At 64.2% G+C, this 26,557-nt stretch carries 23 protein-coding genes and 1 pseudogene; 16 read left to right on the top strand and 8 right to left on the bottom strand.

All coding sequences use genetic code 11. From position 1 onward, the window contains the following. The 3 genes from ACYCVF_RS22925 to ACYCVF_RS22935 all read left to right on the top strand — a co-directional run bounded on the left by ACYCVF_RS22925 (window position 1) and on the right by ACYCVF_RS22935 (window position 3,206). Window positions 1-1,620, top strand: a complete 1,620-nt coding sequence (locus ACYCVF_RS22925) for an ABC transporter ATP-binding protein (RefSeq protein WP_459600512.1) — start codon at window positions 1-3, stop codon at window positions 1,618-1,620. A gap of 167 nt (window positions 1,621-1,787) precedes the next feature. Next, window positions 1,788-1,961, top strand: coding sequence for a hypothetical protein (locus ACYCVF_RS22930; protein WP_459600514.1), 174 nt, complete (start codon window positions 1,788-1,790; stop codon window positions 1,959-1,961). Window positions 1,962-2,270: 309 nt separating this feature from the next. Further along, window positions 2,271-3,206, top strand: coding sequence for an AEC family transporter (locus ACYCVF_RS22935; protein WP_459600516.1), 936 nt, complete (start codon window positions 2,271-2,273; stop codon window positions 3,204-3,206). Between the two features lie 33 nt (window positions 3,207-3,239). Here the strand turns inward: ACYCVF_RS22935 and ACYCVF_RS22940 are convergent, their stop codons facing one another. Further along, entirely contained in the window at window positions 3,240-3,524 is a 285-nt protein-coding gene (locus ACYCVF_RS22940; protein ID WP_459600518.1) for a hypothetical protein, read from the bottom strand. Window positions 3,525-3,702: 178 nt separating this feature from the next. Between ACYCVF_RS22940 and ACYCVF_RS22945 the strand changes: the two genes are divergently transcribed. From ACYCVF_RS22945 to ACYCVF_RS22960, 4 genes are all read left to right on the top strand, one after another. After that, window positions 3,703-4,023, top strand: coding sequence for a hypothetical protein (locus tag ACYCVF_RS22945; RefSeq protein ID WP_459600520.1), 321 nt, complete (start codon window positions 3,703-3,705; stop codon window positions 4,021-4,023). 225 nt (window positions 4,024-4,248) lie between these two features. Next, complete coding sequence (locus tag ACYCVF_RS22950) at window positions 4,249-4,974, top strand: outer membrane protein (RefSeq protein WP_459600522.1); 726 nt, start codon at window positions 4,249-4,251, stop codon at window positions 4,972-4,974. Window positions 4,975-5,138: 164 nt separating this feature from the next. Next, on the top strand, window positions 5,139-7,295 hold the full coding sequence (locus ACYCVF_RS22955; protein ID WP_459600524.1) for a methyl-accepting chemotaxis protein: 2,157 nt from the start codon (window positions 5,139-5,141) through the stop codon (window positions 7,293-7,295). 215 nt (window positions 7,296-7,510) lie between these two features. Then, entirely contained in the window at window positions 7,511-8,572 is a 1,062-nt protein-coding gene (locus ACYCVF_RS22960) for an MBL fold metallo-hydrolase (RefSeq protein ID WP_459600526.1), read from the top strand. Window positions 8,573-8,614: 42 nt separating this feature from the next. On the opposite strand, the gene aroQ is transcribed toward ACYCVF_RS22960, so the two are convergent. Then, the gene (gene aroQ, locus ACYCVF_RS22965; RefSeq protein WP_459600528.1) at window positions 8,615-9,046 is read right to left on the bottom strand and encodes a type II 3-dehydroquinate dehydratase; all 432 of its coding nucleotides are present in this window, start codon (window positions 9,044-9,046) and stop codon (window positions 8,615-8,617) included. 340 nt (window positions 9,047-9,386) lie between these two features. Between aroQ and hemA the strand changes: the two genes are divergently transcribed. Then, complete coding sequence (hemA, locus tag ACYCVF_RS22970) at window positions 9,387-10,616, top strand: 5-aminolevulinate synthase (RefSeq protein WP_459600530.1); 1,230 nt, start codon at window positions 9,387-9,389, stop codon at window positions 10,614-10,616. A gap of 186 nt (window positions 10,617-10,802) precedes the next feature. Continuing rightward, window positions 10,803-14,312 (top strand): PAS domain-containing hybrid sensor histidine kinase/response regulator, encoded by a 3,510-nt coding sequence (locus ACYCVF_RS22975; protein WP_459600532.1) that lies wholly within the window; start codon window positions 10,803-10,805, stop codon window positions 14,310-14,312. Window positions 14,313-14,619: 307 nt separating this feature from the next. Here ACYCVF_RS22975 and ACYCVF_RS22980 read toward each other — a convergent pair whose 3' ends face one another. The 3 genes and pseudogenes from ACYCVF_RS22980 to ACYCVF_RS22990 all read right to left on the bottom strand — a co-directional run. Continuing rightward, on the bottom strand, window positions 14,620-15,174 hold the full coding sequence (locus tag ACYCVF_RS22980; RefSeq protein ID WP_459600534.1) for a cytochrome P460 family protein: 555 nt from the start codon (window positions 15,172-15,174) through the stop codon (window positions 14,620-14,622). A 73-nt stretch (window positions 15,175-15,247) separates the two neighbouring features. Further along, window positions 15,248-16,276 carry an alpha/beta fold hydrolase gene (locus ACYCVF_RS22985; protein WP_459600536.1) on the bottom strand — a complete coding sequence of 343 codons (1,029 nt, stop codon included), beginning with the start codon at window positions 16,274-16,276 and terminating at the stop codon, window positions 15,248-15,250. Between the two features lie 31 nt (window positions 16,277-16,307). Next, window positions 16,308-16,558, bottom strand: a pseudogene (locus ACYCVF_RS22990) (OsmC family protein); the annotation flags it as partial. Window positions 16,559-16,643: 85 nt separating this feature from the next. On the opposite strand from ACYCVF_RS22990, the gene ACYCVF_RS22995 reads away from it, so the two are divergent. Further along, window positions 16,644-16,880: a hypothetical protein gene (locus ACYCVF_RS22995; RefSeq protein WP_459600538.1), complete on the top strand. Its 237-nt coding sequence runs from the start codon at window positions 16,644-16,646 to the stop codon at window positions 16,878-16,880. 259 nt (window positions 16,881-17,139) lie between these two features. Here the strand turns inward: ACYCVF_RS22995 and ACYCVF_RS23000 are convergent, their stop codons facing one another. From ACYCVF_RS23000 to ACYCVF_RS23010, 3 genes are all read right to left on the bottom strand, one after another. Beyond that, the gene (locus ACYCVF_RS23000; protein ID WP_459600540.1) at window positions 17,140-17,820 is read right to left on the bottom strand and encodes a response regulator transcription factor; all 681 of its coding nucleotides are present in this window, start codon (window positions 17,818-17,820) and stop codon (window positions 17,140-17,142) included. Window positions 17,821-18,004: 184 nt separating this feature from the next. Beyond that, window positions 18,005-20,140: a DUF294 nucleotidyltransferase-like domain-containing protein gene (locus tag ACYCVF_RS23005; protein ID WP_459606624.1), complete on the bottom strand. Its 2,136-nt coding sequence runs from the start codon at window positions 20,138-20,140 to the stop codon at window positions 18,005-18,007. 72 nt (window positions 20,141-20,212) lie between these two features. After that, window positions 20,213-20,821 (bottom strand): hypothetical protein, encoded by a 609-nt coding sequence (locus ACYCVF_RS23010; protein ID WP_459600544.1) that lies wholly within the window; start codon window positions 20,819-20,821, stop codon window positions 20,213-20,215. Window positions 20,822-21,090: 269 nt separating this feature from the next. Between ACYCVF_RS23010 and ACYCVF_RS23015 the strand changes: the two genes are divergently transcribed. From ACYCVF_RS23015 to ACYCVF_RS23040, 6 genes are all read left to right on the top strand, one after another. Further along, complete coding sequence (locus ACYCVF_RS23015; protein WP_459600546.1) at window positions 21,091-21,378, top strand: DUF4212 domain-containing protein; 288 nt, start codon at window positions 21,091-21,093, stop codon at window positions 21,376-21,378. A gap of 2 nt (window positions 21,379-21,380) precedes the next feature. Beyond that, a complete protein-coding gene (locus tag ACYCVF_RS23020) occupies window positions 21,381-23,360 on the top strand; it encodes a sodium:solute symporter family protein (protein WP_459600548.1) in 1,980 nt (659 codons plus the stop codon). A 201-nt stretch (window positions 23,361-23,561) separates the two neighbouring features. After that, entirely contained in the window at window positions 23,562-23,882 is a 321-nt protein-coding gene (locus tag ACYCVF_RS23025; protein WP_459600550.1) for a hypothetical protein, read from the top strand. Then, complete coding sequence (locus ACYCVF_RS23030; RefSeq protein WP_459600552.1) at window positions 23,879-24,202, top strand: hypothetical protein; 324 nt, start codon at window positions 23,879-23,881, stop codon at window positions 24,200-24,202. The genes ACYCVF_RS23025 and ACYCVF_RS23030 overlap by 4 nt, the downstream gene beginning before the upstream one ends. A 102-nt stretch (window positions 24,203-24,304) precedes the next feature. After that, complete coding sequence (locus ACYCVF_RS23035; protein ID WP_459600554.1) at window positions 24,305-24,673, top strand: hypothetical protein; 369 nt, start codon at window positions 24,305-24,307, stop codon at window positions 24,671-24,673. Window positions 24,674-24,911: 238 nt separating this feature from the next. Next, on the top strand, window positions 24,912-26,537 hold the full coding sequence (locus tag ACYCVF_RS23040; RefSeq protein WP_459600556.1) for an MFS transporter: 1,626 nt from the start codon (window positions 24,912-24,914) through the stop codon (window positions 26,535-26,537). Window positions 26,538-26,557: the final 20 nt, after the last annotated feature.

Genomic DNA, 26,557 nt, shown 5'->3' on the forward strand with positions numbered 1-26,557 from the left:
ATGACCGCCCCCGCCACCGTCTCCATCAAGAACCTGCGGATCGCGCTGCCCAAGAGCGCCGAGCGGCCGTACGCCGTCGACGGCATCTCGCTGGACCTGCGGGCCGGCAAGATCGTCTGCGTGGTCGGCGAATCCGGTTCCGGCAAATCGATGTGCGCGCACGCGCTGATGGGTCTCTTGCCCGATACGGTCGACGTCACGGCCGGCGAGATCATGTTCGAGGGCCGCGACCTGCTCAAGCTCGATGACGACGGCTGGCGCGATCTGCGCGGACGCCGGCTCGCGATGATCTTTCAGGAGCCGATGACTGCGCTCAATCCGTTGATGCGGATCGGCGACCAGATGGCGGAGATGTTCGAGGCGCACGGCCTGCTGACGCCGAAGGAGCGGCGCGCGAGGGCGCTGGCATTGGCACGCGAAGTCGGCCTGCCCGACCCCGAGCGCATCGTGCGCGCTTATCCGCACCAACTCTCCGGCGGCCAGCGCCAGCGCGCCATGATCGCGATGGCCCTCGCGCTCGAGCCGGCCGTGCTGGTCGCGGACGAGCCGACGACCGCGCTCGACGTCACCACACAGGCGCAGATCCTGAAGCTGATCCGCAACCTCCAGCGCAACCGCAACATGGCGGTGATGTTCATCACCCATGATTTCGGCGTCGTCGCCGACATTGCCGACCAGGTCGTGGTGCTCAGGCACGGCAAGGTCGTGGAGGAAGGTCCCGCCGCAACGGTCTTCAGCGCGCCGCAGCACGACTACACCAAAGCGCTGCTCGCCGCCGTGCCGTCGATGGATCCGCCGGCGCGCGCTCCTCTCGACGATCGGGCCAGGGCCGTCGAGGTGATCGGGTTGGACAAGACCTATGTCACCTCGGGCGGCTGGTTTCGCCAGGACCGCCGCGTCGATGCTGCGCGCGCGGTCAATTTCGACATCCTCAAGGGCGAGACGCTCGGCCTGGTCGGCGAATCCGGCTCCGGCAAATCGTCGGTCGCGCGTCTGGTGATGCGGCTGATCGAGGCCGACCGCGGCACCGTGCGGATCGGCGAGACCGATCTCACCTCGCTGTCCGGGAAGGCGCTGCGCGCCGAGCGTCATCGTATCCAGATGATCTTCCAGGATCCGTTCGCCTCGCTCAATCCGCGGCGTAAGATCGGCCACATCATAGCAGACGGCCCGATCGCGGCCGGCATCGACCCGAAAGTTGCATTCGACCGCGCCCGCGACCTCCTCAAGATGGTGGGCCTCGACGCCGGCGCTCTCGAACGCTATCCGCACGAATTCTCCGGTGGCCAGCGCCAGCGCATCGGCATCGCCCGCGCGCTGGCGCTCGAGCCGGAGATCATCGTCGCAGACGAAGCCGTCTCCGCGCTGGACGTCTCGGTCCAGGCGCAGGTGTTGAGTCTGCTCGAAGACCTCAAGGCGCGCCTCGGCCTCTCGATGCTGTTCATCACCCATGATTTACGTGTCGCCGCGCAAATTTGCGACCGCATCGCGGTGATGCAACGCGGCGCCATCGTCGAGCTGAAGCCGACCGCGCAGCTGTTCGCCGCGCCCGAGCACCCTTACACGCGCGAGTTGCTCGCGGCGGTGCCGGGTCGCAAGGAGCACGCGCCGGCGGCGTGAGAGGCATTTCGCGGCGGTACTCCGATCCGCGTCAGGCACGGAACGGTCACGGGCTTTTTATTCCTCGTGACCGACGACGCTGCAGCAAAACCGAAGCCGTGATCCCACATCCAAATGAAATGATTTCCATCATCAGATGATGGATCTGCCGATTGATTGGAGCCGATATGGGAGAGGTTGTTCAGTTTGTCTCGAAATCCGAGCGCGAGCGCGTTCGCCTCATCCAGGAGGCGCGGGCGATCTACGACAGCATTTTTCCGCCGACCGATGCGGCCGGCGAGCAGCAGGACCGGGCGGCCACCGGACGCGCGTCCGGCGGCGACGTGGGAAATCTGACGTGATCAAGATCTTTGCCGTGCTCTGCAGCCTCTCCACTTCTGGGAAATTGTCGCGACCAGATCGTCACCGCGTCGGACTTCGCTGACGTGTCGGTACGGTCTTGTCTGATGGGTGCGCCCCAGCGCGACGAATGGATGAATCAACATCCGGCGGCGCGCTTGGCGGCATGGCGTTGCGTGTTCGGCAACAAACAGGCAGGGGCGCCTGAGGCAAGGGAACGCCTGATCGGGCGGCGCGGTCCGGTTGAGCCGTGACGAGCATGCGTTGCCACGTTAGGATGACCTCCAGTTGCCTGGCACAGGGGGAGCCGGATGGAGGTCGCCAGCCTCGTTCTTCCCGTCTTCGCGATCATCGTCACCGGCTGGCTCGCTGGCGAGTTCGGCTATCTCTCCCGCGCGCTTGCCGATAGCCTGGTTCACTTTGCCTACAATGTCGCGATGCCTGCGCTGCTGGTCGTCACGATCGCGCAGGAGCCGGCGCGCAACCTGCTGGAATGGCGCTTCCTGCTCGCATTCGGCGGCGGCTCCCTGATCTGCTTCGCGATGGTCTTCGTGGCCGTCCGAGCGGGTGGCAAGCACGATCTCGCCAGCAGCACGATCCATGGGATGGCGGCGGCGATGACCAACACCGGGTTCGTCGCGCTGCCGATCCTGCATGCGATCTATGGCCAGCCGGCCGTTCTGCCTGCAGCCGTGGCGACGGTGTTCGTGGCCGCCGTGATGTTTCCGATCACGGTGATCCTGCTGGAAAAGGACGCGCGCGAGCCTGCGCATTCGGCGGGGCTGGCCAAGCAGATCCTGCTCAATCCGATGGTGCTGTCGACCCTCATTGGGCTCGTGTGGGCGATGACGGGCCTGCCGATCCCGGCGGCGGTCGCGGCCTATCTGAACATCATCGCCGCCGCGCTGACGCCCTGCGCGCTGTTTGCCATCGGGCTGGGATTGTCCGTCGAGGGCCTGCGTTCGAACATGAAGGCGTCGTTTGCGCTCGCGGCAGTGAAACTGGTGGTCATGCCGCTGATCGTCTACGGGCTCTGTGTGGCCCTGGACCTCGACCCTCTCTCCACGGTCGCGGCGGTGGTCTGCGCGGCCGTGCCGACGGCGAAGACCGTGTATGTCCTCGCGCACGAGCACAAGGTCGAGGAGAAGCTGGTTGCGGCCACGGTCTCGATCACGACGATGCTGTCGGTCGCAACGTTGCTGGTGGCGCTCTACGCCCTCTCCGGCCTTACGACGGCCACGCGCTGACTTGCACCGGCGTCCGCCTCGCAGCAATGCCGTCTACCTCGTCGTATTGCTCCAGGTGGGGACCGAGTTGGTCACGCCGACCGAGGGCCAGTTGTAAGAGCCGATCGATGGCGCGGTGACCGTGCCGACGGTCTGCCCGGACGACCCATAGGTCGGCCTGGATTGCGCGGCCGCTGAACCGACGCCTCCATAGGTCGGCGCCACCACACCGGTGCTGTAGTGCCGGCTCGAGCGGACCTTCTTCGCTTCAGCCGCGAAAGGCGCGGCAAGCAGCCCGGCAGTGACGAGCGCGGCAATGGCGAGTTTGGCTATGGTCATGGCTGATCCTTTCGCCGGTGGGCCCCATTTGCCAATTATTCATCATTGGAGAATTTCCATGGGTCTTCCTTCATAATTTCGTGCGCGTACGAATGTACCGCCGCTTGCTCGCGGTCTTCGGAAGGCCCCGAATCAGCGCTAGTGCATTGCGTTCAGTGACTTCCTGGACGCAAGCAGCATGACCGGCGCCGAACTGAAGCAGCTTCGCAACGACCTCTCCGACGCCCTCCAGCGGCAGCTCACGGCGGCCGACATGGCGAAGCTGTGCGGATTGCCGGAGAAGGGTGGCGCCGACACCATCCGGCGCTGGGAGGTCAGCGGCCCGACGCCGGAGGCGACCAAGATCCTGCGCGTGCTCGCGATGGCGAGCGAGCGCTATCCTATCCTGGAGAAGTTCGACATCTTCGATCGTCACGACGTGCGCGAGGAAGACCGGCCGGCGAAGCGCGCGGCCTTTCGCGAGCAGATGCGCGATGAGGCGCGGCGGCGCCTTGGTTAACGAGAGGCGCGCAGGAGTTACCGGAGAGGCGCGAAGTTAAGCCTTCCTTCACCATTTCTTAAGCCGTCATTAAGCACGAAAATCATTTACGCCCCAACAAGTTAGGTTGGCTGTCGTTGTGCCATGCATGTGACAGCATTTTCATCAAAAGCAAGCTATCTGCAAAACCAACGACGGCGCGGAAAGCGCGCCTGCCGGGGACCTTACGTGTTGGAGTTCAAGACGATGAAGAAGATTCTGTTTGCGACCGTGGCGCTGCTCGTGGTGGGCGCGGCTGCGCCGGCCGTCGGCGCCGATCTCGGCAACCGCAACTACTACAAGACGCCCGCTCCGGCCTACGCCGCGCCGATCTACAACTGGACGGGCTTCTATCTCGGCGCCCATGTCGGCGGCGCGTTCTCCAGCGACAACAATTTCAACGGCCTCTCCACCGGCAACAACGGCAACGGCCGCTTCCTCGGCGGCGTGCAGGTCGGCGCCGACTGGCAGCTCAATCCGAATTTCGTGGTCGGCGTCGAAGGCCAGTACTCCTGGCTCTCCGGCAGCGTCGGCGCAGTGTTCCCGGGCGGTGTCGCCTATACCAACGACCAGCGCGGCCTCGGATCGATCACCGGGCGCGTCGGCTACACCTGGGGTCCCGGCCTGCTCTATGTGAAGGGCGGCTACGCCTATTCGGACAACAACGAGAAGGTGACGGTCGGCGGCGTTCCGACTGCCTTCATCATCGACGGCGATCACCGCAACGGCTATACGGTCGGCGCCGGCCTGGAATACATGTTCGCCCCGAACTGGTCGGCCAAGGCCGAGTACCAGTACTACAATTTCGGCGACGCGCACTTCACCGCAGGCCCGCTGGCGGGCACCGGCAACTTCACCACCGACGACCATACCTTCAAGGCGGGCGTCAACTACCGCTTCAACTGGGCAAGCCCGGCCTTCGCGCGCTACTGATCGGTTATCAAATCCTTACCGCGATGAAGGGCCGGCCTCGTTGCCGGCCCTTTCTTTTTCGCTCTGCGGAACGAGCGCAACCGATTGCGGCAATTGCGATTATTTTAACCGGTACTGCCGATACTGCCGTCACAAGCAGAAGCAAGAACATTGGGGGAATTTCGATGGCGATCCGTCTGGGCCTTGGCCGCATCCTTGGCCGCTTCCGTCCTCGTTTCAAAATGCCGAAATGGGGCGTGCGCGGCAGCCTGTTCGCGGCCTTCGCGGTGATCGCGGGCATGGGTCTCGTGATCGCGGCAGGCGCCGGCCTGGCGCTGCAGACTCTCGGCGGACGCATCACTGAACTGAGCGGGCGGGACATTCCGCGCCTTTCCGCCAGCCTGCAATTGTCGGCATTGAGCGCGAGCCTTGCGGCGCAGGGGCCAGCCCTGCTTGCGGCGCAAAGCGAAGAAGCGCTGACTGAGCGCACCAAGAAGCTCAGGGAATTGCAGGAGCAGACGCAACAGAAGCTCACGGAGATCATCGAGCTCGGCGGCGACAAGAGCGTCGTCTCCGGGCTCAGCGACACGATGAAGAGCATCAACGAGGCGGCTCAGAGCCTGGCGAAGGCGGCCCGCGAACGGCTCGATATCGCAGCCCTTCATGACAAGCAGTATGATGCGCTTCGCAACGCGCAGGGCGCGTTCGTCGGCGCGGCGAGCCCGGCGATGCTGGACGCGCAGACGCGCGTCAACGCCATTCTCGGTTCGGCCGACCTGTCCGCCGCGGATGCAACCGAAGCCGCGCAGACCGTCGGTCAGCTCGGCAACGTCGTCGCCAGCGGCAATCTCGCCGCCGCGAACATGAGCGCGGCGCTATCGGCGAACACGAGCGACAAGCTCGACGACATCCAGAAGGAATTCAAGACGGCACAGGGGCGCCTGCGGTCCAACCTCGATCTGTTGCCGGACAACCAGGGCAACAAGATGCTGCGCGAGACGGCGGAGAAGCTGCTCGCTCTCGGCACCGGCAAGACCGGCGTGTTCAATCTGCGCGAGAAGGAGCTCGACTCCATCGACTATGGCCAGACCATCCTCGACGAGACCCGCAAGCTGAATGTCGGCCTCGGCATCAGCGTGCAGCAGCTCGTCGACGGCGTACAGAAGGAAACCAACGCCTCGACCTCCCAGGCGCGGCAGGAGATTTCACTCGCCACGTCGGTCATGCTGGCGCTGGGCGCGTTGATGCTGGTCGGCTCAGCGCTGTTCGTCTGGCTCTATGTCGGCCGCAACATCCTGCGTCGGATCGGCGCCTTGCATCAGTCGATGCAGTTGCTCGCGAACGGCGATCTCGAAACCGAGATCTACCGCTCGAAGAACCACAACGACGAAATCTCGGTGATGGCGAACACGCTGCAGGTGTTCCGGGAAAGCATGATCGAGACCCGCGCCCTGACGAACGAGCAGGACAAGGACCGTATCGCCAAGGCCGAGCGTGCCGCGCGCATGGAAGCGAAGATCGCCGAATTCGAAAGCACGGTGCGCTCGGCGCTCGACAATCTCGCGCAGTCGGCCAACTCGATGCAATCGACCGCGCAGAGCATGTCGAACACCGCCGACCAGTCCAACGCGCTGGTGAACGCGGTGGCTTCCGCGGCGGAGGAAACCTCGGTCAACGTGCAGACCGTGTCGGCCGGCACCGAGCAGCTGTCCTCCTCGATCCAGGAGATCAGCCGCCAGGTGGTGACCTCGGCCGAAATCGCCAAGAAGGCGGTCGACGAGGCCGGCGCCACCGACGCCACGGTGCAGAGCCTCGCCGACGGCGCGAGCCGCATCAGCGTCGTCGTCGACCTGATCCAGACCATCGCCTCGCAGACCAACCTGCTCGCGCTCAACGCCACCATCGAGGCGGCGCGCGCGGGCGAGGCCGGCCGCGGCTTCGCGGTGGTTGCCTCCGAAGTGAAGAGCCTGGCGAGCCAGACTGCCAAGGCGACAGACGAGATCCGCACCCAGATCGCCAGCATGCAAGAGGTCACGACCTCCGCGGTCGGCGCCATCCAGGGCATCGGCCGGATCATCGGAGAGATCAACGACGTCACCACGACGATCGCGGCCGCGGTCGAGGAGCAGGGCGCCGCCACGCGCGAGATCGCCCGTAACATCCAGCATGCCGCCGGGGGCACCAGCGAAGTCTCCAGCAACATCGTCGGCGTCTCCACCGCCTCCGCAGAAGCGGGCGCTGCGGCCGGCGAAGTGCTGAGCGCCTCGGACGCGCTCCGCCGCGAGGCCGACATGCTGCGTGGTGAAATCGACTCGTTTCTCAACGACATGCGGGCGGCTTGATCGTCATTCCGGGGCGCCTCGCAGAGGCGAACCCGGGATCACCCACCACAATCTCGGGATTTCCGGGGCTCGTTTACGCGCCTCCCGGAAAGACCACGCGTTTTTGCGGCTTCAACCGCGAGGCGGAAAACCGCACCGGTATGACGGCCATGCGGTTGCCGCCGGGCATCCTTTTTCGGCTGGCGCCCCGCTCGCGCTGGGTTTAAGCCCATAACATGAGCTCGAAAACCGACACCGCACAGTCCTCGGCCGAGGCACTTCGCTATCCCTGGGAACAGCACCCTGGCCCGGAAGAGGTCGTGGAGATCAGGCCCGGCGTGTTGTGGGCGCGGCTGAAGCTGCCGTTCCGCCTCAACCACGTGAACATCTACCTGCTCGCCGACGGCGACGGCTATGCCATGATCGACGCTGGCTTCGGCAACGAGGAGACGATCGAGGCCTGGACCAAGCTGTTCGAGGGACCGCTGAAGGGCGTCAACATCACGCGCCTGATCGTCACCCACTCCCACCCCGATCACGTCGGCCTCGCCGGGTGGATCGTCGAGCGCTTCAACTGTCCGCTGGTGATGTCGCAGGTCGAATATCTGCAATCGGTCTATCACCAGAACCGCGGCACCGAGGAACGGCGCGAGGCACAGCGGCTGTTCTTCCGCCGCCACGGCATGGACGAGACGCTGACCGAGAAGCTGCTCGGGCGCGGCCAGGATTATCTCAAGCGCGTCTCGGTTCTGCCGCCGTCCTACCGCCGCATCTCGCATGGCGACGAGATCGTGATCGGCACGCGCCGCTTCAAGGTGATCACCGGCGGCGGCCATGCGCTCGATCAGGTCATGCTGTATTGCGCCGACGACAAGCTGTTCCTCTCCGCCGACCAGGTGCTGAGCAAGATCTCGCCCAATGTCAGCGTCTGGGCGGTCGAGCCCGACCAGAACTCGCTCGGCGAATACCTGGCTTCGCTCGCAAGCCTCACCACCACCCTGCCCTATGATCTGCTGGTGCTGCCCGGCCATGGCGTGCCGTTCTATGGACTGAAGACCCGCATCAAGCAGCTCGCCGACCATCACGAGGAGCGCTGCCGCCTGATCGCGGAAGCCTGCCGCGAAATGCCACAAACTTCGCGCGCATTGGTGCCTGTCGTGTTCAACAAGCACGTGCTGGACGAGCACCAGATGGGCTTTGCCGCCGGCGAACTCGTCGCCCACGTCAACTACATGATCGTCGAGGGCCGGCTGACGGCGGAGACGAAGGACGGCGTCCTGCAGTTCAAGACGACGTGAGTTTGTCTTCGCCTTCTCGTTCGGCGGAGAGGGAGTTGACCTTCACTTCATGTTGGCGATCGCGTGCAGCGCCGCGATGTAGCCGAACGGGCCGAGCCCACAGATCACGCCGGTCGCCACGAACGAGATCCTGGAGTGGCGATGATATTCGTCGCGGGCGTGGATGTTGGAGATATGCACCTCCAGCACCGGGCCCTCGAACGTCTTGATCGCATCCATGATCGGCACCGAGGTGAATGAGAGGCCGGCCGGGTTGATGACGATGGCATCGGCGTCCTGCCGCGCCGACTGGATCAGATCGACGAGCACGCCTTCATGGTTGGACTGGTGGAAGGCGAGCTTGAGGCCGAGCCCGGCGGCGGCGTCCTCGCAGCTCGCGTTGACCTCTGCCAGCGTCGTCGTGCCGTAGATGTGCGGCTCGCGGATGCCGAGCATGTTGAGGTTGGGACCGTTGAGGATCATCACGCGCTTCATGGAAGGGTCCTTTCGAAGACCTGGTTCAGCATGCTCTTGGGGCAAACGGCGCATGCGCTGCGAAAATCGGATCGATCCGGGCCGGCAGCCGCGGTCAAGAAAAGCGCATGCCGGGCGGCCAAGGAAGATCGAGGCTGGCCAGAATCGCACCCCGACGGATGCTGCAAAGCAGCATCATATGTTGCGCAAACTTGATCGGGATCAAATTTCAAATCGCACGATAGGGCATTTTGCCCAAATGCTTCTCACGGCCAAATGTGGGATAGCGCATAGACATTGGAGCTGGAAAAGCTCTAAGAAGATGCGGCCCTCTTGGTCAGTTCCGTCTTAGGTTTTGCCGATGGATTACGCCCAGTTCTTCGATTCCGCCCTCGATCGTCTCCACACCGAGCGGCGCTATCGCGTCTTCGCCGACCTCGAACGCACGGCCGGCCGGTTCCCGCATGCGGTCTGGCACTCGCCCAAGGGCAAGCGCGACGTCGTGATCTGGTGCTCCAACGACTATCTCGGCATGGGCCAGCATCCGAAGGTGGTCGGCGCCATGGTCGAGACCGCCACGCGCGTCGGCACCGGCGCCGGCGGCACCCGAAACATCGCCGGCACGCACCATCCTCTGGTCCAGCTCGAAGCCGAGCTCGCCGATCTCCACGGCAAGGAAGCCGCGCTGCTCTTCACCTCGGGCTATGTCTCGAACCAGACCGGCATCCCGACCATCGCAAAGCTCATTCCGAACTGCCTGATCCTGTCGGACGAGCTCAACCATAATTCGATGATCGAGGGCATCCGCCAGTCCGGCTGCGAGCGCGTCGTGTTCCGCCACAACGACGTTGCGCATCTCGAGGAGCTGTTGAAAGCGGCCGGCCCCAATCGGCCGAAGCTGATCGTCTGCGAGAGCCTCTATTCCATGGACGGCGACGTCGCGCCGCTCGCCAAGATCTGCGATCTCGCCGAGAAGTATGGCGCGATGACCTATGTCGATGAGGTCCACGCCGTCGGCATGTACGGCCAGCGCGGCGGCGGCATCGCCGAGCGTGACGGCGTCATGCATCGCATCGACATCCTCGAGGGCACACTGGCCAAGGCGTTCGGCTGCCTCGGCGGCTACATCGCCGCCAATGGCCAGATCATCGACGCCGTGCGCTCCTACGCACCGGGCTTCATCTTCACCACCGCGCTGCCGCCGGCGGTCTGCTCGGCCGCGACCGCCGCGATCAAGCACCTGAAGACCTCGAGCTGGGAGCGCGAGCGTCACCAGGACCGCGCCGCCCGCGTCAAGGCGATCCTCAATGCCGCCGGCCTGCCGGTGATGTCGAGCGACACCCACATCGTGCCGCTGTTCGTCGGCGATCCCGAGAAATGCAAGCGGGCCTCCGACCTCCTGCTCGAAGAGCACGGTATCTATATCCAGCCGATCAACTATCCGACCGTCCCCAAGGGCACCGAGCGCCTGCGCATCACGCCCTCGCCCTATCATGACGACGGCCTGATCGATCAACTTGCCGAGGCGCTGCTACAGGTGTGGGAGCGTCTGGGCCTGCCGCTGCGCGAGAAGTCCCTAGCGGCGGAGTAGGGCTTACTCCGCCCTCCTTCCCCTCGCGGGGAAAGTAAATATCGCCTCCGCATCTACGGGCCTGACGCCAACGCCGGTTCCCGCTCCGGCGCGGCATTTCGCTGTCGCCTGCACCCGTACAACGCGCTAGATTTACAGGGAAAATGAGACCGGGCGCGTCGGCGCCCAGGGAGAAGTGCGCTCACCATGCTGCACGACTGGGGCGTGATCGCCGCCGCTTTCGGCTATATCGGCTTCCTGTTTCTGGTGGCGAGCCATGGCGACCGCCGCTCGCCGGCCGGGCGTGGCCGCGCCTCCGGACTGATCTATCCGATGTCGCTGGCGATCTACTGCACCTCCTGGACCTTCTTCGGCTCGGTCGGCTTCGCCACCCGCACCTCGACCGACTTCCTGGCGATCTATGTCGGCCCGATCCTGATGATCGGACTCGGCGCCGGCGTGCTGCGCCGCGTGATCCAGCTGGCCAAAGCCCACAACATCACCTCGATCGCCGACTTCATCGGGGCCCGCTACGGCAAGAGCCAGGCGGTGGCAGCGACCGTGGCGCTGATCGCGATCATCGGATCGGTGCCCTATATCGCGCTCCAGCTCAAGGCGGTCGCCTCTTCGCTGGGGACGATCCTGAGCGAAGACCAGGCCTTCTCCCACATCCCGATCCTCGGCGACGTGGCGCTGATGGTGACGCTGGCGATGGCGGCGTTCGCGGTGCTGTTCGGCACGCGGCAGACCGACGCCACCGAGCACCAGCACGGCCTGATGCTGGCGGTCGCGACCGAATCCATCATCAAGCTGGTCGCCTTTCTCGCCGCCGGCATCTTCGTCACTTTCTGGATGTTCTCGCCGCAGGAATTGATCGAGCGCGCAATGAAGACGCCAGAGGCGGTGCGCGCCATCAACTATTCCCCGTCGATCGGCAACTTCCTGACCATGACGCTGCTGTCGCTGTGCGCGATCATGCTGCTGCCGCGCCAGTTTCACGTCAGCGTGGTGGAGAATTCCTCCGATGCCGAGGTCGGCCGCGCGCGATGGCTGTTCCCGCTCTACCTCGTCGCCATCAACCTGTTCGTGATCCCGATCGCGATCGCCGGCCTCGTGACCTTCCCGTTCGGTGCCGCCGATCCCGACATGTACGTGCTGGCCCTGCCGATGGAAGGCGGCGCGGACCTGCTCAGCGTTGTCGTCTTCGTCGGCGGATTGTCGGCGGCGACTGCGATGGTGATCGTCGAATGCGTCGCGCTCTCCATCATGGTCTCGAACGACCTCGTGGTGCCGCTGGTGCTGCAACGGCGGCCGGAGGGACGCGCCGGCGGCGCCGACTTCAGCGACTTCCTGCTGCGCTCGCGCCGGCTCGCGATCTTCGCCATCATGGTTTTGGCCTATTTCTACTACCGCGCGCTCGGCAATACCCAGCTCGCGGCCATCGGCCTGCTCTCCTTTGCCGCCATCGCCCAGCTTGCACCGAGCTTCTTCGGCGGCCTGCTGTGGCGGCGCGCGACCGCACGCGGCGCCATCGGCGGCATGCTGGTCGGCTTCGCGGTGTGGCTCTACACGCTGTTCATCCCGAGCTTCATGGATTCCTCGACGGCCGGCATCCTGCTGCTCCAGCACGGCCCGCTCGGCATCGAGGCGCTGCGGCCGCAGGCGTTATTCGGCGCCGACCTGCCTCCCCTGATGCACGGCGTCATCTGGTCGCTGTCGCTCAACATCCTGACCTATGTGCTTCTGTCGCTGGCGCGCCGGCCGTCTTCGATCGAGCTGTTGCAGGCCGATTTGTTCGTGCCCAATACGCTCGCACCGATCTCCCCGAGCTTCCGCCGCTGGCGCAGCACGGTCACCGTGCAGGACATCCAGACCACGGTAGCGCAATATCTCGGACCCGACCGCGCGCGGCATTCCTTCGAGGCATTCTCCGCACAGCGGAACCTGCGGCTGGAGCCCGGAGCACCTGCTGATTTCGAGCTGCTGCAACACGCCGAGCACCTGATTGCCTCCTCGATCGGAGCGGCCTCCTCCCGCCTCGTGATGTCGCTGCTGCTGCGCAAGCGCACGGTCTCCGCCAAGGCCGCGCTCAAACTGCTCGACGATTCCCACGCTGCGCTGCATTTCAACCGCGAGATCCTCCAGACCGCGCTCAATCACGTGCGCCAGGGCATCGCCGTGTTCGATGCCGATCTGCAGCTGATCTGCTCCAACCGGCAGTTCGGCGATCTCCTCAACGTTTCCCCGCATCTGATCCAGTTCGGCACGCCCTTGCGGGAGATCCTGGAATTCATCGGCGTCGGCGATCCGGACCATCCGCTCGAGAGCGAGGCCCTGCTGGAGCGCCGCCTTGCCGCCTACACCACCGACAGCGAGCCCTATCTCGAACGTCTGCCGGACCGCCACATGGTGATCGAAGTGCTCACCAACCGCATGCCCGGCGGCGGCTTCGTCATCACCTTCACTGATGTCACGCCCAGCTTCGAAGCCGCGGAAGCGTTGGAGCGCGCCAATGCAACGCTGGAAAAGCGCGTGCGCGACCGCACCGAGGAGCTGACGCGACTGAACTCCGAGCTGGCACTGGCCAAGAGCGCGGCGGAGGACGCCAGCATCTCCAAGACGCGCTTCCTCGCCGCTGCGAGCCATGACATCCTCCAGCCGCTGAACGCGGCTCGGCTCTATGTCACGAGCCTCGTCGAGCGCCAGCACAACGGCGAAGAGACCCGGTTGGTCGAGAACATCGACGAGTCGCTGCAGGCGATCGAGGAGATCCTCGGCGCCCTGCTCGACATCTCCAGGCTGGATGCCGGCGCGATGACGACCTCGATCTCGAGCTTCAAGATGGCCGATCTGATGCGCTCGCTGGAGATCGAGTTCGCACCGATTGCGCGCGCCAAGGGCCTGGAGCTTGCCTTCGTGCCCTGCTCGCTCCCGGTCGAGTCGGACCGCCTGCTGCTGCGGCGGCTGCTCCAGAACCTGATCTCGAACGCGATCAAGTACACGCCGCGCGGCCGTGTGCTGGTCGGCTGCCGCCGCCGCGGCGCCTCGCTCAAGATCTGCGTCTACGACACCGGCGTCGGCATCCCGGCGGTCAAGCGCGGAGAGATCTTCAAGGAATTCCACCGCCTCGAGCAGGGCGCGCGGATCGCGCGCGGCCTGGGGCTCGGCCTCTCGATCGTCGAGCGGCTGGCACGCGTGCTCAGCCATGGCATCGCCATCGACGCCAATGCCAGCGGCGGCTCGGTCTTCTCCGTGACGGTGCCGACGGCAAAGGCGATCACCCATACCGCGGCCGTGACCAGCGCAACGCCGCTGGCGCGCACGCCGATCTCGGGCGCGCTGATCGTCTGCATCGAGAACGATGCGGCGATCCTCGATGGCATGCGCACATTGTTGAAGGCCTGGGACGCCGAGGTGATCGCGGTCGCCGATCCCGAGGGCGCGATCGCGGCGATCGAGACCGCCGGACGGCGCGTCACCGGCCTGCTGGTCGACTATCATCTCGACCGCGGCAACGGCATCGCCGCCATCCGCGAGATCCGCCGCCGCTTCGGCGACGGCATCCCCGCGATCCTGATCACCGCCGACCGCAGCCCCGCCGTGCAGGTCGCCGCGCGCGAGGAGAAGGTCGCCGTGCTGAACAAGCCGGTGAAGCCGGCCTCGCTCCGCGCCCTGCTCGGTCAGTGGCGAACGCAGCAGATGGTGGCGGCGGAATGAGACGGGCGGATCATTAGTCGGTCGAGACGCTGAGCGCGCGCCACGTCTCCAATTCCTCCAGACGACGCCGGTCCGTTGCAGCAATGGCGTTCACGGGCATCGCTGCCGAGCGCGATTCGCAAGGGCGGACGGGCCATCTCGGCGAGCTTCATTACCACCGCGGCAGCCTTGGCGGGGTCACCGGGCTGGCGGCCGTCATAGTCGCGCTGCATCCTGACGGCAGCGCCGACGATCGCGTCGTACTCCGGCCGTCCCTCGCCGGCCACATGCGAACCATGTCTTCGACATGTCGATCTCCAAATGGCCTTTAAGGCGCCAGCCGCGTGAAGACGTAATCGTGTCCCTTGGCCCGCGCTTCATGGCAGGCGAAGCAGGTGCGGTGCTGGGCCTCGTCGACCGGCTTGCCGTCGATGAACCGGCCGAACCCCCAGCCGCCGGTGGCGGCGTATTTCCTGGAATCCTTGACCATCACCTGGACGGTGGTCGCTGCACCGGGAATGGTCGCGGACGCAAACTCTGATGACCGTTTCCGCTTCCAGGCACGCTTGACCAGAATGGTGCCGTCGGGGAACGGAAGCTTGCCGGCTTGATAGGCATCGATTGCGGCCTGGTTGCCGACGACGGCACGAAGCTCGTCGAGCGGCGCCGCCTCTTCGGCCGGCGCGATCAGTTCCCACTGCTTGTAGCCCGGCGGAATCGTGACGCCGAAGATCGGCGAGGCGTCCGCCGTTGCGGGCCCCTCCGCAGAGGCGATCGTGACGAGATACGGCACGCAGGTCAGGAGGACGACGAGGAGGACCACGGCGAGCAGGATAAACGCAGAGACGGTGAATCTCTTCTTTTCAGGTTCGGTTGGCGACATGACGCTTCTTCGAGCTGGGATCAACGGGGCGATCCTCGGTCCGGCCTGACCGGACCGAGGTGCCGACAGATGCTCAGGCGCCATCGGCGTCGATGACGGCCTTGGCAAAGGCTTGCGGTGCTTCCTGCGGCAAATTGTGTCCGATGCCGCCGGTGACCAGACGAAACTCGTACCGGCCCGAGAACTTCTTGGCGTAAGCGCTCGGGTCCGGATGCGGCGCCCCGTTGGCGTCGCCTTCCATCGTGATCGTCGGCACGTCGATCACCGGAGCTGCCGCGAGCTTCTTTTCGAGATGCTCGTACTTCGCCTCGCCCTGGGCGAGCCCGAGCCGCCAGCGGTAATTGTGGATCGTGATCGCGACGTGATCCTTGTTGTCGAGCGCCGCCGCACTGCGATCGAAGGTGGCGTCGTCGAACTTCCACTGCGGCGAAGCGAGCTTCCAGATCAGCCTGGCGAAATCGTGCGTGTACTTCTCGTACCCGGCGCGGCCGCGCTCGGTGGCGAAGTAAAACTGATACCACCATTGCAACTCGACCTGTGGCGGTAGCGGTGCATTGCCCGCGGCCTGACTGGAGATCAGGTAGCCGCTGACCGACACGAGTGCGCGGCAGCGATCCGGCCATAGCGCGGCGATGATGTCGGCCGTACGCGCGCCCCAGTCGAAGCCGGCGACGACCGCCTTCTTGATATCGAGCTTGTCCATCAGCGCGATGATGTCGGCGGCCATCGCGGCAGGCTCGCCGTTGCGCGGCGTCTCGCTGGAGAGAAAATGCGTCGTGCCATAGCCGCGCAAATAAGGGATGATCACGCGATAGCCGGCCTTCGCCAGGATCGGCGCGACATCGACGAAGGCGTGAATGTCATAGGGCCAGCCGTGCAGCAGGATCGCGACTGGTCCGTTCGAGGGCCCCACCTCCGCATAGCCGACGTTGAGGACGCCGGCCTCGATCTGCTTGATCACCCCGAAAGACGCATTCGCTGCGGAGGATCGCGGCACTTCCGTGTCGGCGCGTGCGAGCTCGACCACGCCGAGACCGACGGCGACGGCTCCTGTAGCGATGCCGAGGAACTGGCGGCGGTGCTGATCGATGATCCGCTTCATGACGTCGTACCCTGTGATTGTTGATGGTGCGTCAGATCAGCGCGACCGTGACATCGATGTTGCCGCGGACGGCTTGGAATAGGGGCAGGTTTGATGCGCCTCATCGGTGATGCCCTGTGCGGTCTCTCGATCGAGACCCGGCAGGCTGACGTTGAGGCGCGCCCGCAGGGCATAAGTACCTTCATCGAGAAGAAGATCTATTTCCGCATCGATCGCCCTTTTGCTGGGAAGCACGATTTTCCGCTTGAGGGCCGCGATTTCCATCGCGCCTTCGAAGCAGGCGAGAACGCGGACGAGAACATCGAGCGCTTCGTTGCACATGCCCAATCGCGCTCGATGGTCCCTCCTCGCGGCCGGCCGCGGTGTGATGGCGAGTTGGCAATTCGGCGGGGAGACGCCGCCGGTGGCGTCGAGACGATCAAGTCCTGTCTGCGAGTTCCACAATTCCGGCTACGAGCTGCTCACCACCACCTTCAACATCGCGATTGTCCAGGGCCTCTTGGCACTCGGGCAGATCGAACAGAGCGCGCGCTTGACCGACGATGCGATCCGCCTCGTCGAGCAGAGCGGGATCATCTCTACATGCCCGAGCTGTTGCGCATGAAGGGCAAATTCGTGTTGTCGCTGCCAGCGTCCGGGGGGCGAGCAAGCAGAAACCCGCTTGATGCAGTCCCTGGAATTGAGCCGGCGCCAAGGCGCCAAAGCTACGGGCCGCGATCGATCTCGCCAGACTATTTGCCCCGCGCGCGCAGCGCGAGGAGACGAAACGATTGCTCCAAACATCCCTCATGGGCTTTGCCGAGAGCTCCGACACGGCGGACACCGGGACGGCCGGCGCGCTCCTGGCGATGCTGTAGCGGAAATCACCCCGCCGGCGTGCCCTGCTTCCACTGGCCGCCGGCGATCTTCGCGGCGGCGATCACGGCCTGGGTGCGGCTCTCGACGCCGAGCTTTTGCAGGATCGCCGAGACATGCGCCTTGATGGTGGCCTCGGAGACACCGAGCTCATAGGCGATCTGCTTGTTGAGAAGGCCCTCCGACAGCATCATGAGGACCCGGACCTGCTGTGGAGTCAGCGTCACCAGGCGGTCGCGCAGACGGGTCATGTCGGGGTCGGCCGCAGCGGACAGGTCGGTGTCGGCGGGAACCCAGACGTCGCCTTCCATCACCTTGAGGATGGCGTCGCGCAAGGTCTCGACGCCGAAACGCTTTGGAATGAAGCCAGAAGCGCCGAAATCGAGCGACCGGCGGATCGTGGCGCTGTCGTCGGACGCCGAGACGATCACGACCGGAATCGCCGGATATTGCGCACGCAGATAGATCAGGCCGGAAAAGCCGGAGATCCCGGGCATCGAGAGGTCGAGCAGGACCAGGTCGACCTCGGAGGTCTGTTCCAGCAGCCCGGTCAGGTCCTCGAAGGAGCCGGCCTCGTCGATCCTGGCCGACGGGAGAACACCCGCCACCGCCTGCCGCAGCGCGTCGCGGAACAGCGGATGGTCATCGGCGATGACGAGGTGGGTGCTTGCATTAGCTGTTGCAGTCATCTGTTCCGCAGGCCGACGAAAGATCGGGAAAGAATATCAACTCATTGCTGATCAAGCAGCAATTGATGATTGTTCACTGACTGGACCCGTCTTGCAAGGCAACCTTCCGCCCGTAGTCGCAAGGCAGTTAATCACAGACGCGAACCGGTTGATGCTGCAGCGCAAAAGCCGCTGACGGGGCTCCTCAATCCCTGAGCAGCAGGTCTCGGGTCAAATCATCGATCACGGTGACCGCTTGAAGCGCCGCCCTCAATCGCTCGCGGTCGCGGGCCGACAATCGCTTTACCAATACCGCATTGGAGGGCGGCGTTCCCTGCGCCACATCCTCAATCTGTTGCGACACGATCAGCTCCAGAAAGACATCATGGGCCTCATCGAGCGCATCGAGATCGGTCTCGCCACGGCCCACCACGGCCTTCACACCCGCAAGTCGCTGCGATGTCGACCGGCCCATCACATGGTAGCGAATCGCCATCGCACGCGCTGCAGCGACCAGGCCGAACAGCCCGGCCGCCTTGAGATCGATGCGACCGCCTTCCGTGCGGATGCCGCCGAAGAGTTTCAGGCTCGCAGGGACGCTGATCCCTTCGACCAGAAGCTTGGCGAATGCGACCTGCCCCTCGGCTGCCGCGAAGGCCGCCTGCCTGACGGAGACGGCAAGGCTGCCGTCGCCATGAACGGCCCGCAGATCGAAGAAGATATCCACCGACAGCAGATCCTTTGGACTGGAGCGCCAGATCCAGTGCTCGATGCGGTCCCGCCACGTTGCAATCGAGCCGCGCCAGGGCGGGTTTTTCGCCATGACGCCCCCCTTGCAATAGGGCACACCGGCCTCGTGCAGAATATCTGCAACATGCACCCCGAACGCCTCAAACCAGCGATCCTCGTCGCCTCCCGGTTCGCCTTGCGCGAAGATCAGGGCATTGTCCTGATCCATCGCCAGCAGGCTTTCGCCGCGGCCGGCAGACCCGAGCACGACCAGCGTGTATGGCGATGGGGGGGCGCCCTCGCCGCACTCCCTCATGAGCCGCTCGGCAATCACGGCGGCCTGACGGGTGAGGGCGCAGAGCTCGCTGGAAATCACGTCCGCAATCTGACGGCCGGACAATCCTTCCGCCAGGAGCACCTCCGCAACCCGCGGCAGCTTCGCCCAGGCAACCGCCAGTGCCTGCGTGTCTGCTGCATCCTCGATTTCGTCTCCGAGCGATATGGCCTCTCCTGCCCGCAGACGCAGCAGGTCCCGCGCGGACAACGCACCGACGACGCGGCCAGCCTCATCGACAACGCCGAGATGACGGGTCTTGAGGCGATTCATCCGGCCGATCGCGCGATAGACAAGCGCGTCCTCGGGAATGGACGCCAACGGTCTGCTCATGATCCGGTGCACCGGCAGCTCCAACGCCGAGGCACCGAGCCGGGCGATCGCCCGGAGCACATCGCGCTCGGTAACGATCCCGGCCTCGACGGCCTTGACGTCAGCTGCGGCCGCATGCGGCGCGCCGACATACACAGCCGATATTCTCTCGCTCGTCATTCGCGCCAGGGCGCCACCCACCGACACATCCGCGGCGACGAAAATGGCCGGACACCGCATGATGTCGCGGTTGCGATGGCGGTAGGCATAGGCGTCGAATCGCTTCAGCGTTTGCTCTGCATCGACGCGAGCCGTCGCTTCGACCGCCTCGATCCAGCCCATCCGCACCTGATCATCGAGTACAGCGATGAGCGCGCGACAGGCCCGCTCGGCCTCGGCAACGGTCCGGATACCGTGCTCGCGAAGCCTCGGCAGCAGCGCCAGGAAGACCCGCGCCGTCGTGATCGCATCGCCGAGAGCGGAGTGCCGACCGACCACGTCGATACCAAGCCAGCTTGCGAGATTCCCCAGCTCGTATCCGCCGAGGTTCGGCGCAACGATCTCCGCAAGCAGCCTGGTATCGAGGGTTCGAGGCCGGGACCATGGCAGCCCCGCCAAGTCGCATTCGCGCTTCAGCACCGCAAGATCGAAACCAATCATGTGCCCGATGACGACGGCCCGGCCGAGGAACGCCTCGAAATGCGGCCAGACATCCACAAATAGCGGCGATTCAGCGACCGTGGCATTGTCGATGCCGTGAATGCGCGTCGTCTCGGCGGGAATTGGTTGATCGGCCGGCCGCAGCAATTGAACGAACGAACCGCCATCGATCAACTTGCCGGCCGACAGACGCACGCCGGCAAGCTCGATCACCCGCGCCTTGCGCGGATCGAGCCCGGTGGTTTCGGCATCGATGACAACGGCGTCGATCGACAAAAGCGGGGCAGCACCACTTGTCGTATCCATCGTCCTCCCCTCGGAAGGCCGGACCGCGCGATGCCGGCCGGCAAACCGGGCATTGGCAGAGGCCGGGCGATCCTACTCCAGCAGCGTGTTGGTCACCGCAGCCGCATCGATGCGATCGGCCAATTCGTCATGGATGTTGCACAGGCTGACACGCAGGTAATTGCGTATCGTCTCGAAATCCCGTCCGCGCAGTTTCTCGTGGATCGGCATCATCGTGAAATAGGTTTCCGCCAGCGGTTCGGGAATGTCCATCGCGCGCTTGGGCGCATGCCCGCCGACGCGGTCGAGCCGATGCTCCAGCTCGCGCCGGGCCTGAAGCCAGGCGACCTCGCCAATCGAGGGCGGCACTGAATAGCGGTCGAAAACCGAGAGGACGACGAGGATCATCCGGTCAAGAACCGCCCGGCTCTGCATGCCGGCGTGCGGGCGCAATACCCCGTCGACCATCTCGCCGACCATCGCAAGCCCAAGCGGATAGGCCTGCCAGCGCGAACGTTCAACGGCTCTTGCAAACCCTTCCTCGGCAAACAGGACCTTGGAATAATGGCCGGCGCGAGCACGCGAATACTCGTAGATGCCCTTTTGTACGATGAACGCCGACTGCGCATCGATGAAGTCGGCAAGCGCCTCGCGGTCGCGAATCGGGGGCCGGGGACGGAAGAATTTTCGCAGCAGCTTCATCGCAGTCCGATCCTGCCAGACGGAATCGCCGTGCTATCCCGTGCTCGCTGCGCAAAATTGTCAACTGCCGCAACGCTGTTCGCATCCGCAGCACCGGTTCCCTCCGAAAGTATAATAAAGACCTCGGCACTCCTGATGTTAGCCTTCAACATTCCAAATTGGCGAAAGACCGATTGGAAAGCGGCACGGGGGGGCCGCAGCGACGGGTATGCAACCCCTCGATTCCTCCGGCTCGTATGCCGGAGTCCTGAAAAGAGGAAATGCAGCCCATGCCTGACTCCCACAATCTCAGAGAACGAGAAGAAGCCCACTGGGGCAAGACTTCGCGCCTGATGCTGATCAACCTCGGCATCTGGTTCTTCTTCGGATACGTCATCCACATGTTCGTGGTTCCGCTCAACAGCATCCAGGTGCCGATTCTCGGCTTCCCGCTCGGCTTCTACATGGCCGCGCAGGGTTCGCTGATTGCCTTCGTGATCATCCTGTTCGTGTTCGCCAGACAGCAGGACAGGATCGACCGTGAATTCGGCTTCGCCGAAGACGATCGGGAGGATTGAACATGGCTACACGGGCCACAACCGGCGGTTCCGACTTTCTCAGCAACCTCGGGCGGATCTACGGTTTCTACACCGGAGGATTCGTCGCGTTTGTCCTTCTGCTCGCCGTCCTCGAGATCATCGGGGTGCCGAACAAGATTCTCGGCTACCTGTTCGTGTTCTTCACGCTCGCGGTCTACGCGATCATCGGGATTCTGTCGCGAACGGCACAGGTGTCCGAATACTACGTGGCGGGCCGCAGCGTGCCAGCGTTCTACAACGGCATGGCTACGGGTGCCGATTGGATGTCGGCAGCGTCCTTCGTGGGCATGGCGGGCACGCTGTTCCTGCTTGGCTATGACGGCCTCGCCTGGGTGCTCGGATGGACCGGCGGTTTCGTGCTGGTTTCCATCCTGATCGGACCCTATCTGCGCAAATTCGGCGCCTATACGGTGCCCGACTTCCTGTCCTTCCGTTATGGCGGCAATTTCGCCCGGGCGCTGGGCGTGATCGTGCTCGTCGCCTGTTCGTTCACCTATGTGACGGCGCAGATCTACGGCACGGGCATCATTGCCTCGCGCTTCCTCGGAATGCAGTTCGAAATCGCAGTTTTCGCAGGATTGGTCGGCATCCTGGTCTGCTCGATGCTGGGCGGCATGCGCGCGGTGACCTGGACGCAGGTGGCCCAGTACATCGTGCTGATCATAGCCTACCTGACGCCGATCGTGATCCTGTCGACCAAGATCTACGGGATTCCCCTTCCCCAACTGACCTATGGACATGCGATCGCGGACATCACGGCGCGCGAACAGGAGATGCTCTCCAACGGACTCGCTGCGGCAGCAAGCCTCAAGCCGCACATTCAGCCGTTCATCAACTACAGTCCGCTGAACTTCTTCGCGATCGTCCTGTGCATGATGGTCGGCACGGCCTCGCTGCCGCATATCCTGATGCGCTACTTCACGACGCCGTCGGTGCGTGAGGCGCGGCAGTCCGTGGCATGGTCGCTGCTGTTCATCTTCCTCCTGTACTTCTCGGCACCTGCCTACGCAGCGTTCTCCAAGCTGGAGGTGTACACGAACATCATCGGGCGCGATCTGTCCGCGATCAGGCCCTGGCTGTTCAACTGGGGCGAACTCGGGCTGATCCAGATCTGCGGCAAGAACGCCGTCAACATCGACGCCGTGATTGCCGCGTGCAAGGCCGTTGCCGGTCACCCCGGAGTGGTCCGGCTTCAGGACTTCGTCATCAACACGGACGTGATCGTGCTCTCGACACCGGAAATCGCGGGGCTTCCGTACGTGATTTCCGGTCTCGTCGCGGCCGGCGGTCTCGCGGCGGCTCTGTCCACCGCCGATGGATTGCTGCTCGCGATTGCGAACGCATTGTCGCATGACGTCTACTACAAGATGATCGATCCGAACGCGCCGACGGCACGCCGGCTGATCATCGCGCGCGTGCTCCTGCTGGTAGTCGCGGTGGTCGCCGCGGCGACGGCCGCCACCAAGCCCGGGGATATCCTGGCCATGGTCGGCTGGGCGTTCTCCCTGGCGATGGCGGGCAACTTCCCGGCACTCGTGATGGGCGTCTGGTGGAAGCGCACGACGTCCACGGGCGCGGTCTGCGGCATCATCGCCGGATTCGGGCTCTGCCTGTTCTATCTCGTCACCACGCGCTATTTCCCGGGCGCGGGCGTCAAGTACTTCGGCATGACGTCGCTGCTCAATCCGGTCACCGGAGCACCGCTCGTCGACATCGCCAAGGCCATGGCGTTGCCCAACGCGATGGAGAGTTGGGCAACACTGGCCCACCCGCTGGCCAACAAGGTAGGCTGGTTCAACCTCAACAACATCGCCTGCGGCTTGCTGGGTGCGCCCTTCGGCTTCGCCGTGATCATCATCGTGAGCCTGCTGGGAAGGGCGCCGTCGCGGGAAATGCAGGCCTATGTCGACGAGATTCGCAAGCCGCGAGGCCGCACGGTGCTCGAGGAGAAAACGACCTGAGCGGATCGGACACGTTGCGACAAACGGGGCCTTGCGAGGCCCCGTTTTTGTTCGCGACCGCCCATGCTCGCTTGCCCCGAAACGCCCGCCTTGACATTGTTGCGTACGAACGCTGGTCAAGAATGCCCGACGGCCTGGGCGGAGCGAGCGCCATCGCAGGACCATACTGCTTCCAGAGCGACGCCCGGAGGAGGACAGATTTTGGATATCGCCGACTCATTCGCCAGATACTGGTATTTTCATCTGCCGAACTTCGTTCTGGCGGCGCTGATGTACACCATGCTCGGCCGCTTCCTGCTCGGCCTCTTCGTAGACGCCGACTCGCCAAACTATATCTGGCGCTTCTTCTGCCGCCTCACCGATCCGGTGCTCGCCGCCATTGCGATCGTCACGCCGAAGGCAGTTCCTCCAGCGGTCGTGTGGCTGTTCGGTTTTGTCTGGATGTTCTGGCTGCGGATCGTGCTCCACTACACCTTGCTCGTGCTCGATCTCGCGCCGCGGCTTTCGGGAGGAGCATCATGAGCCACAACTTCTACCTGATCGGCATTGCCTTCTTCGGAATGATCAACGGCATCTTCAACCAGCTTTGGCTGATCTTCGCCTTGCTCTATGTCCAGCCGCTTGCCGGCCCGCTTCTGTTCGGAAGCGTCTCGCTGACGCTGATGTTCGCCTCGCTGATGGTCTCGACCGCTACCGTCATCCTGGGCGGCATTCCCGCCGCCATCTACGAACGCGTCACCGGCGCCCGGGAGTCCAACAACGTCTCGCTTTGGATCTGGCTGGCCGGCACGGCGATTCTGGCGCTCCCGGCCGCCGGTAATTTCATCAGCATCGGCCTCTGAACCAGGGGCAGGAACCATTGAAGACAGGCCCCGCAGGGACTACCCTAAGCCGCGTCTCAATTCCCCCGACCCCCAGTGAGCCAGGCGACGGAGTCCCTCCTCATGGAAGAAATGCGCCGCATCGCCTTCGAAACGGTTTTGCGCGCCTGCGGATTTGCCTCCCTCGCTATATTCTGCGTCATGATCGGCCTTTCGTTTCTGCCGCGCTCCGCGTTTCAGGCGGGAGGCTTTCTGAGCCTGATCACAACACTGGTGCTTCTCCTGAAAGCGGAGGAGGCGCGGACCAAAGACCACCGCCGCACCGAGATGTGGCTGTATCTTCCAAAGGACCGACGCCCGCCTCAGTCGCATGCACAAAAAGCAGTCTCAACGGTGATGCGGGAGACCTATCTGGTGTTTGCATACTGGTCTGCGGCGGTGTCCGTGGTAATGTGGATCGTCGCGATAGGCTTTTCCGTACTTGGACTTTAGTTTGAGTCCACAGACCCACGGTATTTCGTTCCTGCAGTCCCGTGATTTCCTGATAGATATCTGCGCGGTCCTTCCGATTCGCGTCGAAAGTACTATTGGGCCCGCCGCAACAGGCATGTAATTGCTGGCCCCGATTGGTGGCGCGCCTGCATGGCGTGGATCGATTCTAAATCCAAGAAGACAAGGGGAGTGAATCGGAATGTCGACAATGGCTGTGTCTCAAGCAGGCGCGGGAGGGATGACGAAGGACGAACGGTTCGTCATTCTCGCATCCTCGCTCGGTACCGTCTTCGAGTGGTACGACTTCTACCTCTACGGGTCGCTCGCCGGCATCATCGGCGCCCAATTCTTCTCGGCCTATCCGCCGGCAACCCGCGACATCTTCGCGCTGCTGGCGTTTGCCGCAGGCTTCCTGGTCCGTCCGTTCGGCGCGATCGTGTTTGGCCGCGTCGGCGACATCGTCGGCCGCAAATACACCTTCCTCGTCACCATTCTGATCATGGGTCTGTCGACCTTCATCGTCGGCCTGCTGCCCAACGCGGCCACCATCGGCATCGCGGCGCCGATCATCCTGATCATACTGCGTCTTGCCCAGGGTCTGGCGCTCGGCGGCGAATACGGCGGTGCTGCGACCTATGTCGCGGAACATGCGCCGAACGGCAAGCGCGGCTACTACACCTCCTTCATCCAGACCACGGCGACGCTTGGCCTGTTCCTGTCGCTTCTGGTGATCCTGTTCACCCGCTCCGCGCTCGGCGAAGCGGACTTCGCGGCCTGGGGCTGGCGCATTCCGTTCCTGGTCTCGGTGCTGCTGCTCGGCATCTCGGTCTGGATCCGGCTTCGCCTGAACGAATCGCCGATCTTCCAGAAGATGAAGGACGAAGGGAAGGGTTCGAAGGCGCCGCTGACGGAAGCCTTCGGCAACTGGCAGAACGGCAAGCTCGTGCTGCTCGCCCTGCTCGGCGGCGTGATGGGCCAGGGCGTGGTCTGGTACACTGGTCAGTTCTACGCACTGTTCTTCCTGCAATCGATCCTGAAGGTTGACGGCTATACCGCCAACCTCCTGATCGCCTGGTCGCTCCTGTTCGGCACCGGCTTCTTCATCGTGTTCGGCGCACTCTCCGACAAGATCGGCCGCAAGCCGATCATCCTCGGCGGCTGCCTGATCGCGGCGCTGACCTTCTTCCCGATCTTCAAGATGATCACCAGCAACGCCAACCCGGCGCTGGAGAAGGCGATCGAGCAGACCAAGGTCGAGGTGGTGGCCGATCCCGCAGGCTGCGGCGACCTGTTCAACCCGGTCGGTACCCGCGTCTTCAGCGCGCCTTGCGACATCGCACGCGCCTTCCTGTCGCAGTCGTCCGTCAAGTACTCGACGAGCTACGGAGCGGCCGGGTCGGGCGTGAAGGTGGTGGTCAACGGCAAGGAAGTTCCCTACACCAACGCCAAGGATAGCAACCCGGCTGTCCTGGCCGCCGTGCAGGCCGCCGGCTATCCGAAGGCCGGTGACGCCGGCGTCGTGAAGATGGCGCATCCGTTCGACATCTTCCGTCCGCAGGTGGCAGCGATCATCGGTCTGCTGTTCATCCTGGTGCTGTTCGTCACCATGGTGTACGGCCCGATCGCCGCGATGCTGGTCGAGCTGTTCCCGACCCGCATCCGCTACACCTCGATGTCGCTGCCCTACCACATCGGCAACGGCTGGTTCGGCGGACTGTTGCCGGCGACCGCCTTCGCCATCGTGGCCTCGACCGGCGACATCTACGCCGGCCTCTGGTACCCGATCATCTTCGCCTCGATCACCGTGGTCATCGGCTTCCTGTTCCTGCCCGAGACCAAGGACGTCGACATCAAGTCAAACTGATCGAAAGCCCGATCGACGAC

The organism is Bradyrhizobium cedriense, assembly GCF_054602315.1.

What these genes read in the sequence shown, in the direction of transcription:
- ACYCVF_RS22925 (WP_459600512.1), top strand. Translation starts at nt 1, where the DNA reads ATGACCGCCCCCGCCACCGTCTCCATCAAGAACCTGCGGATCGCGCTG.
- ACYCVF_RS22930 (WP_459600514.1), top strand. Translation starts at nt 1,788, where the DNA reads ATGGGAGAGGTTGTTCAGTTTGTCTCGAAATCCGAGCGCGAGCGCGTT.
- ACYCVF_RS22935 (WP_459600516.1), top strand. Translation starts at nt 2,271, where the DNA reads ATGGAGGTCGCCAGCCTCGTTCTTCCCGTCTTCGCGATCATCGTCACC.
- ACYCVF_RS22940 (WP_459600518.1), bottom strand. Translation starts at nt 3,524, where the DNA reads ATGACCATAGCCAAACTCGCCATTGCCGCGCTCGTCACTGCCGGGCTG.
- ACYCVF_RS22945 (WP_459600520.1), top strand. Translation starts at nt 3,703, where the DNA reads ATGACCGGCGCCGAACTGAAGCAGCTTCGCAACGACCTCTCCGACGCC.
- ACYCVF_RS22950 (WP_459600522.1), top strand. Translation starts at nt 4,249, where the DNA reads ATGAAGAAGATTCTGTTTGCGACCGTGGCGCTGCTCGTGGTGGGCGCG.
- ACYCVF_RS22955 (WP_459600524.1), top strand. Translation starts at nt 5,139, where the DNA reads ATGGCGATCCGTCTGGGCCTTGGCCGCATCCTTGGCCGCTTCCGTCCT.
- ACYCVF_RS22960 (WP_459600526.1), top strand. Translation starts at nt 7,511, where the DNA reads ATGAGCTCGAAAACCGACACCGCACAGTCCTCGGCCGAGGCACTTCGC.
- aroQ (WP_459600528.1), bottom strand. Translation starts at nt 9,046, where the DNA reads ATGAAGCGCGTGATGATCCTCAACGGTCCCAACCTCAACATGCTCGGC.
- hemA (WP_459600530.1), top strand. Translation starts at nt 9,387, where the DNA reads ATGGATTACGCCCAGTTCTTCGATTCCGCCCTCGATCGTCTCCACACC.
- ACYCVF_RS22975 (WP_459600532.1), top strand. Translation starts at nt 10,803, where the DNA reads ATGCTGCACGACTGGGGCGTGATCGCCGCCGCTTTCGGCTATATCGGC.
- ACYCVF_RS22980 (WP_459600534.1), bottom strand. Translation starts at nt 15,174, where the DNA reads ATGTCGCCAACCGAACCTGAAAAGAAGAGATTCACCGTCTCTGCGTTT.
- ACYCVF_RS22985 (WP_459600536.1), bottom strand. Translation starts at nt 16,276, where the DNA reads ATGAAGCGGATCATCGATCAGCACCGCCGCCAGTTCCTCGGCATCGCT.
- ACYCVF_RS22995 (WP_459600538.1), top strand. Translation starts at nt 16,644, where the DNA reads ATGGCGAGTTGGCAATTCGGCGGGGAGACGCCGCCGGTGGCGTCGAGA.
- ACYCVF_RS23000 (WP_459600540.1), bottom strand. Translation starts at nt 17,820, where the DNA reads ATGACTGCAACAGCTAATGCAAGCACCCACCTCGTCATCGCCGATGAC.
- ACYCVF_RS23005 (WP_459606624.1), bottom strand. Translation starts at nt 20,140, where the DNA reads ATGGATACGACAAGTGGTGCTGCCCCGCTTTTGTCGATCGACGCCGTT.
- ACYCVF_RS23010 (WP_459600544.1), bottom strand. Translation starts at nt 20,821, where the DNA reads ATGAAGCTGCTGCGAAAATTCTTCCGTCCCCGGCCCCCGATTCGCGAC.
- ACYCVF_RS23015 (WP_459600546.1), top strand. Translation starts at nt 21,091, where the DNA reads ATGCCTGACTCCCACAATCTCAGAGAACGAGAAGAAGCCCACTGGGGC.
- ACYCVF_RS23020 (WP_459600548.1), top strand. Translation starts at nt 21,381, where the DNA reads ATGGCTACACGGGCCACAACCGGCGGTTCCGACTTTCTCAGCAACCTC.
- ACYCVF_RS23030 (WP_459600552.1), top strand. Translation starts at nt 23,879, where the DNA reads ATGAGCCACAACTTCTACCTGATCGGCATTGCCTTCTTCGGAATGATC.
- ACYCVF_RS23035 (WP_459600554.1), top strand. Translation starts at nt 24,305, where the DNA reads ATGGAAGAAATGCGCCGCATCGCCTTCGAAACGGTTTTGCGCGCCTGC.
- ACYCVF_RS23040 (WP_459600556.1), top strand. Translation starts at nt 24,912, where the DNA reads ATGACGAAGGACGAACGGTTCGTCATTCTCGCATCCTCGCTCGGTACC.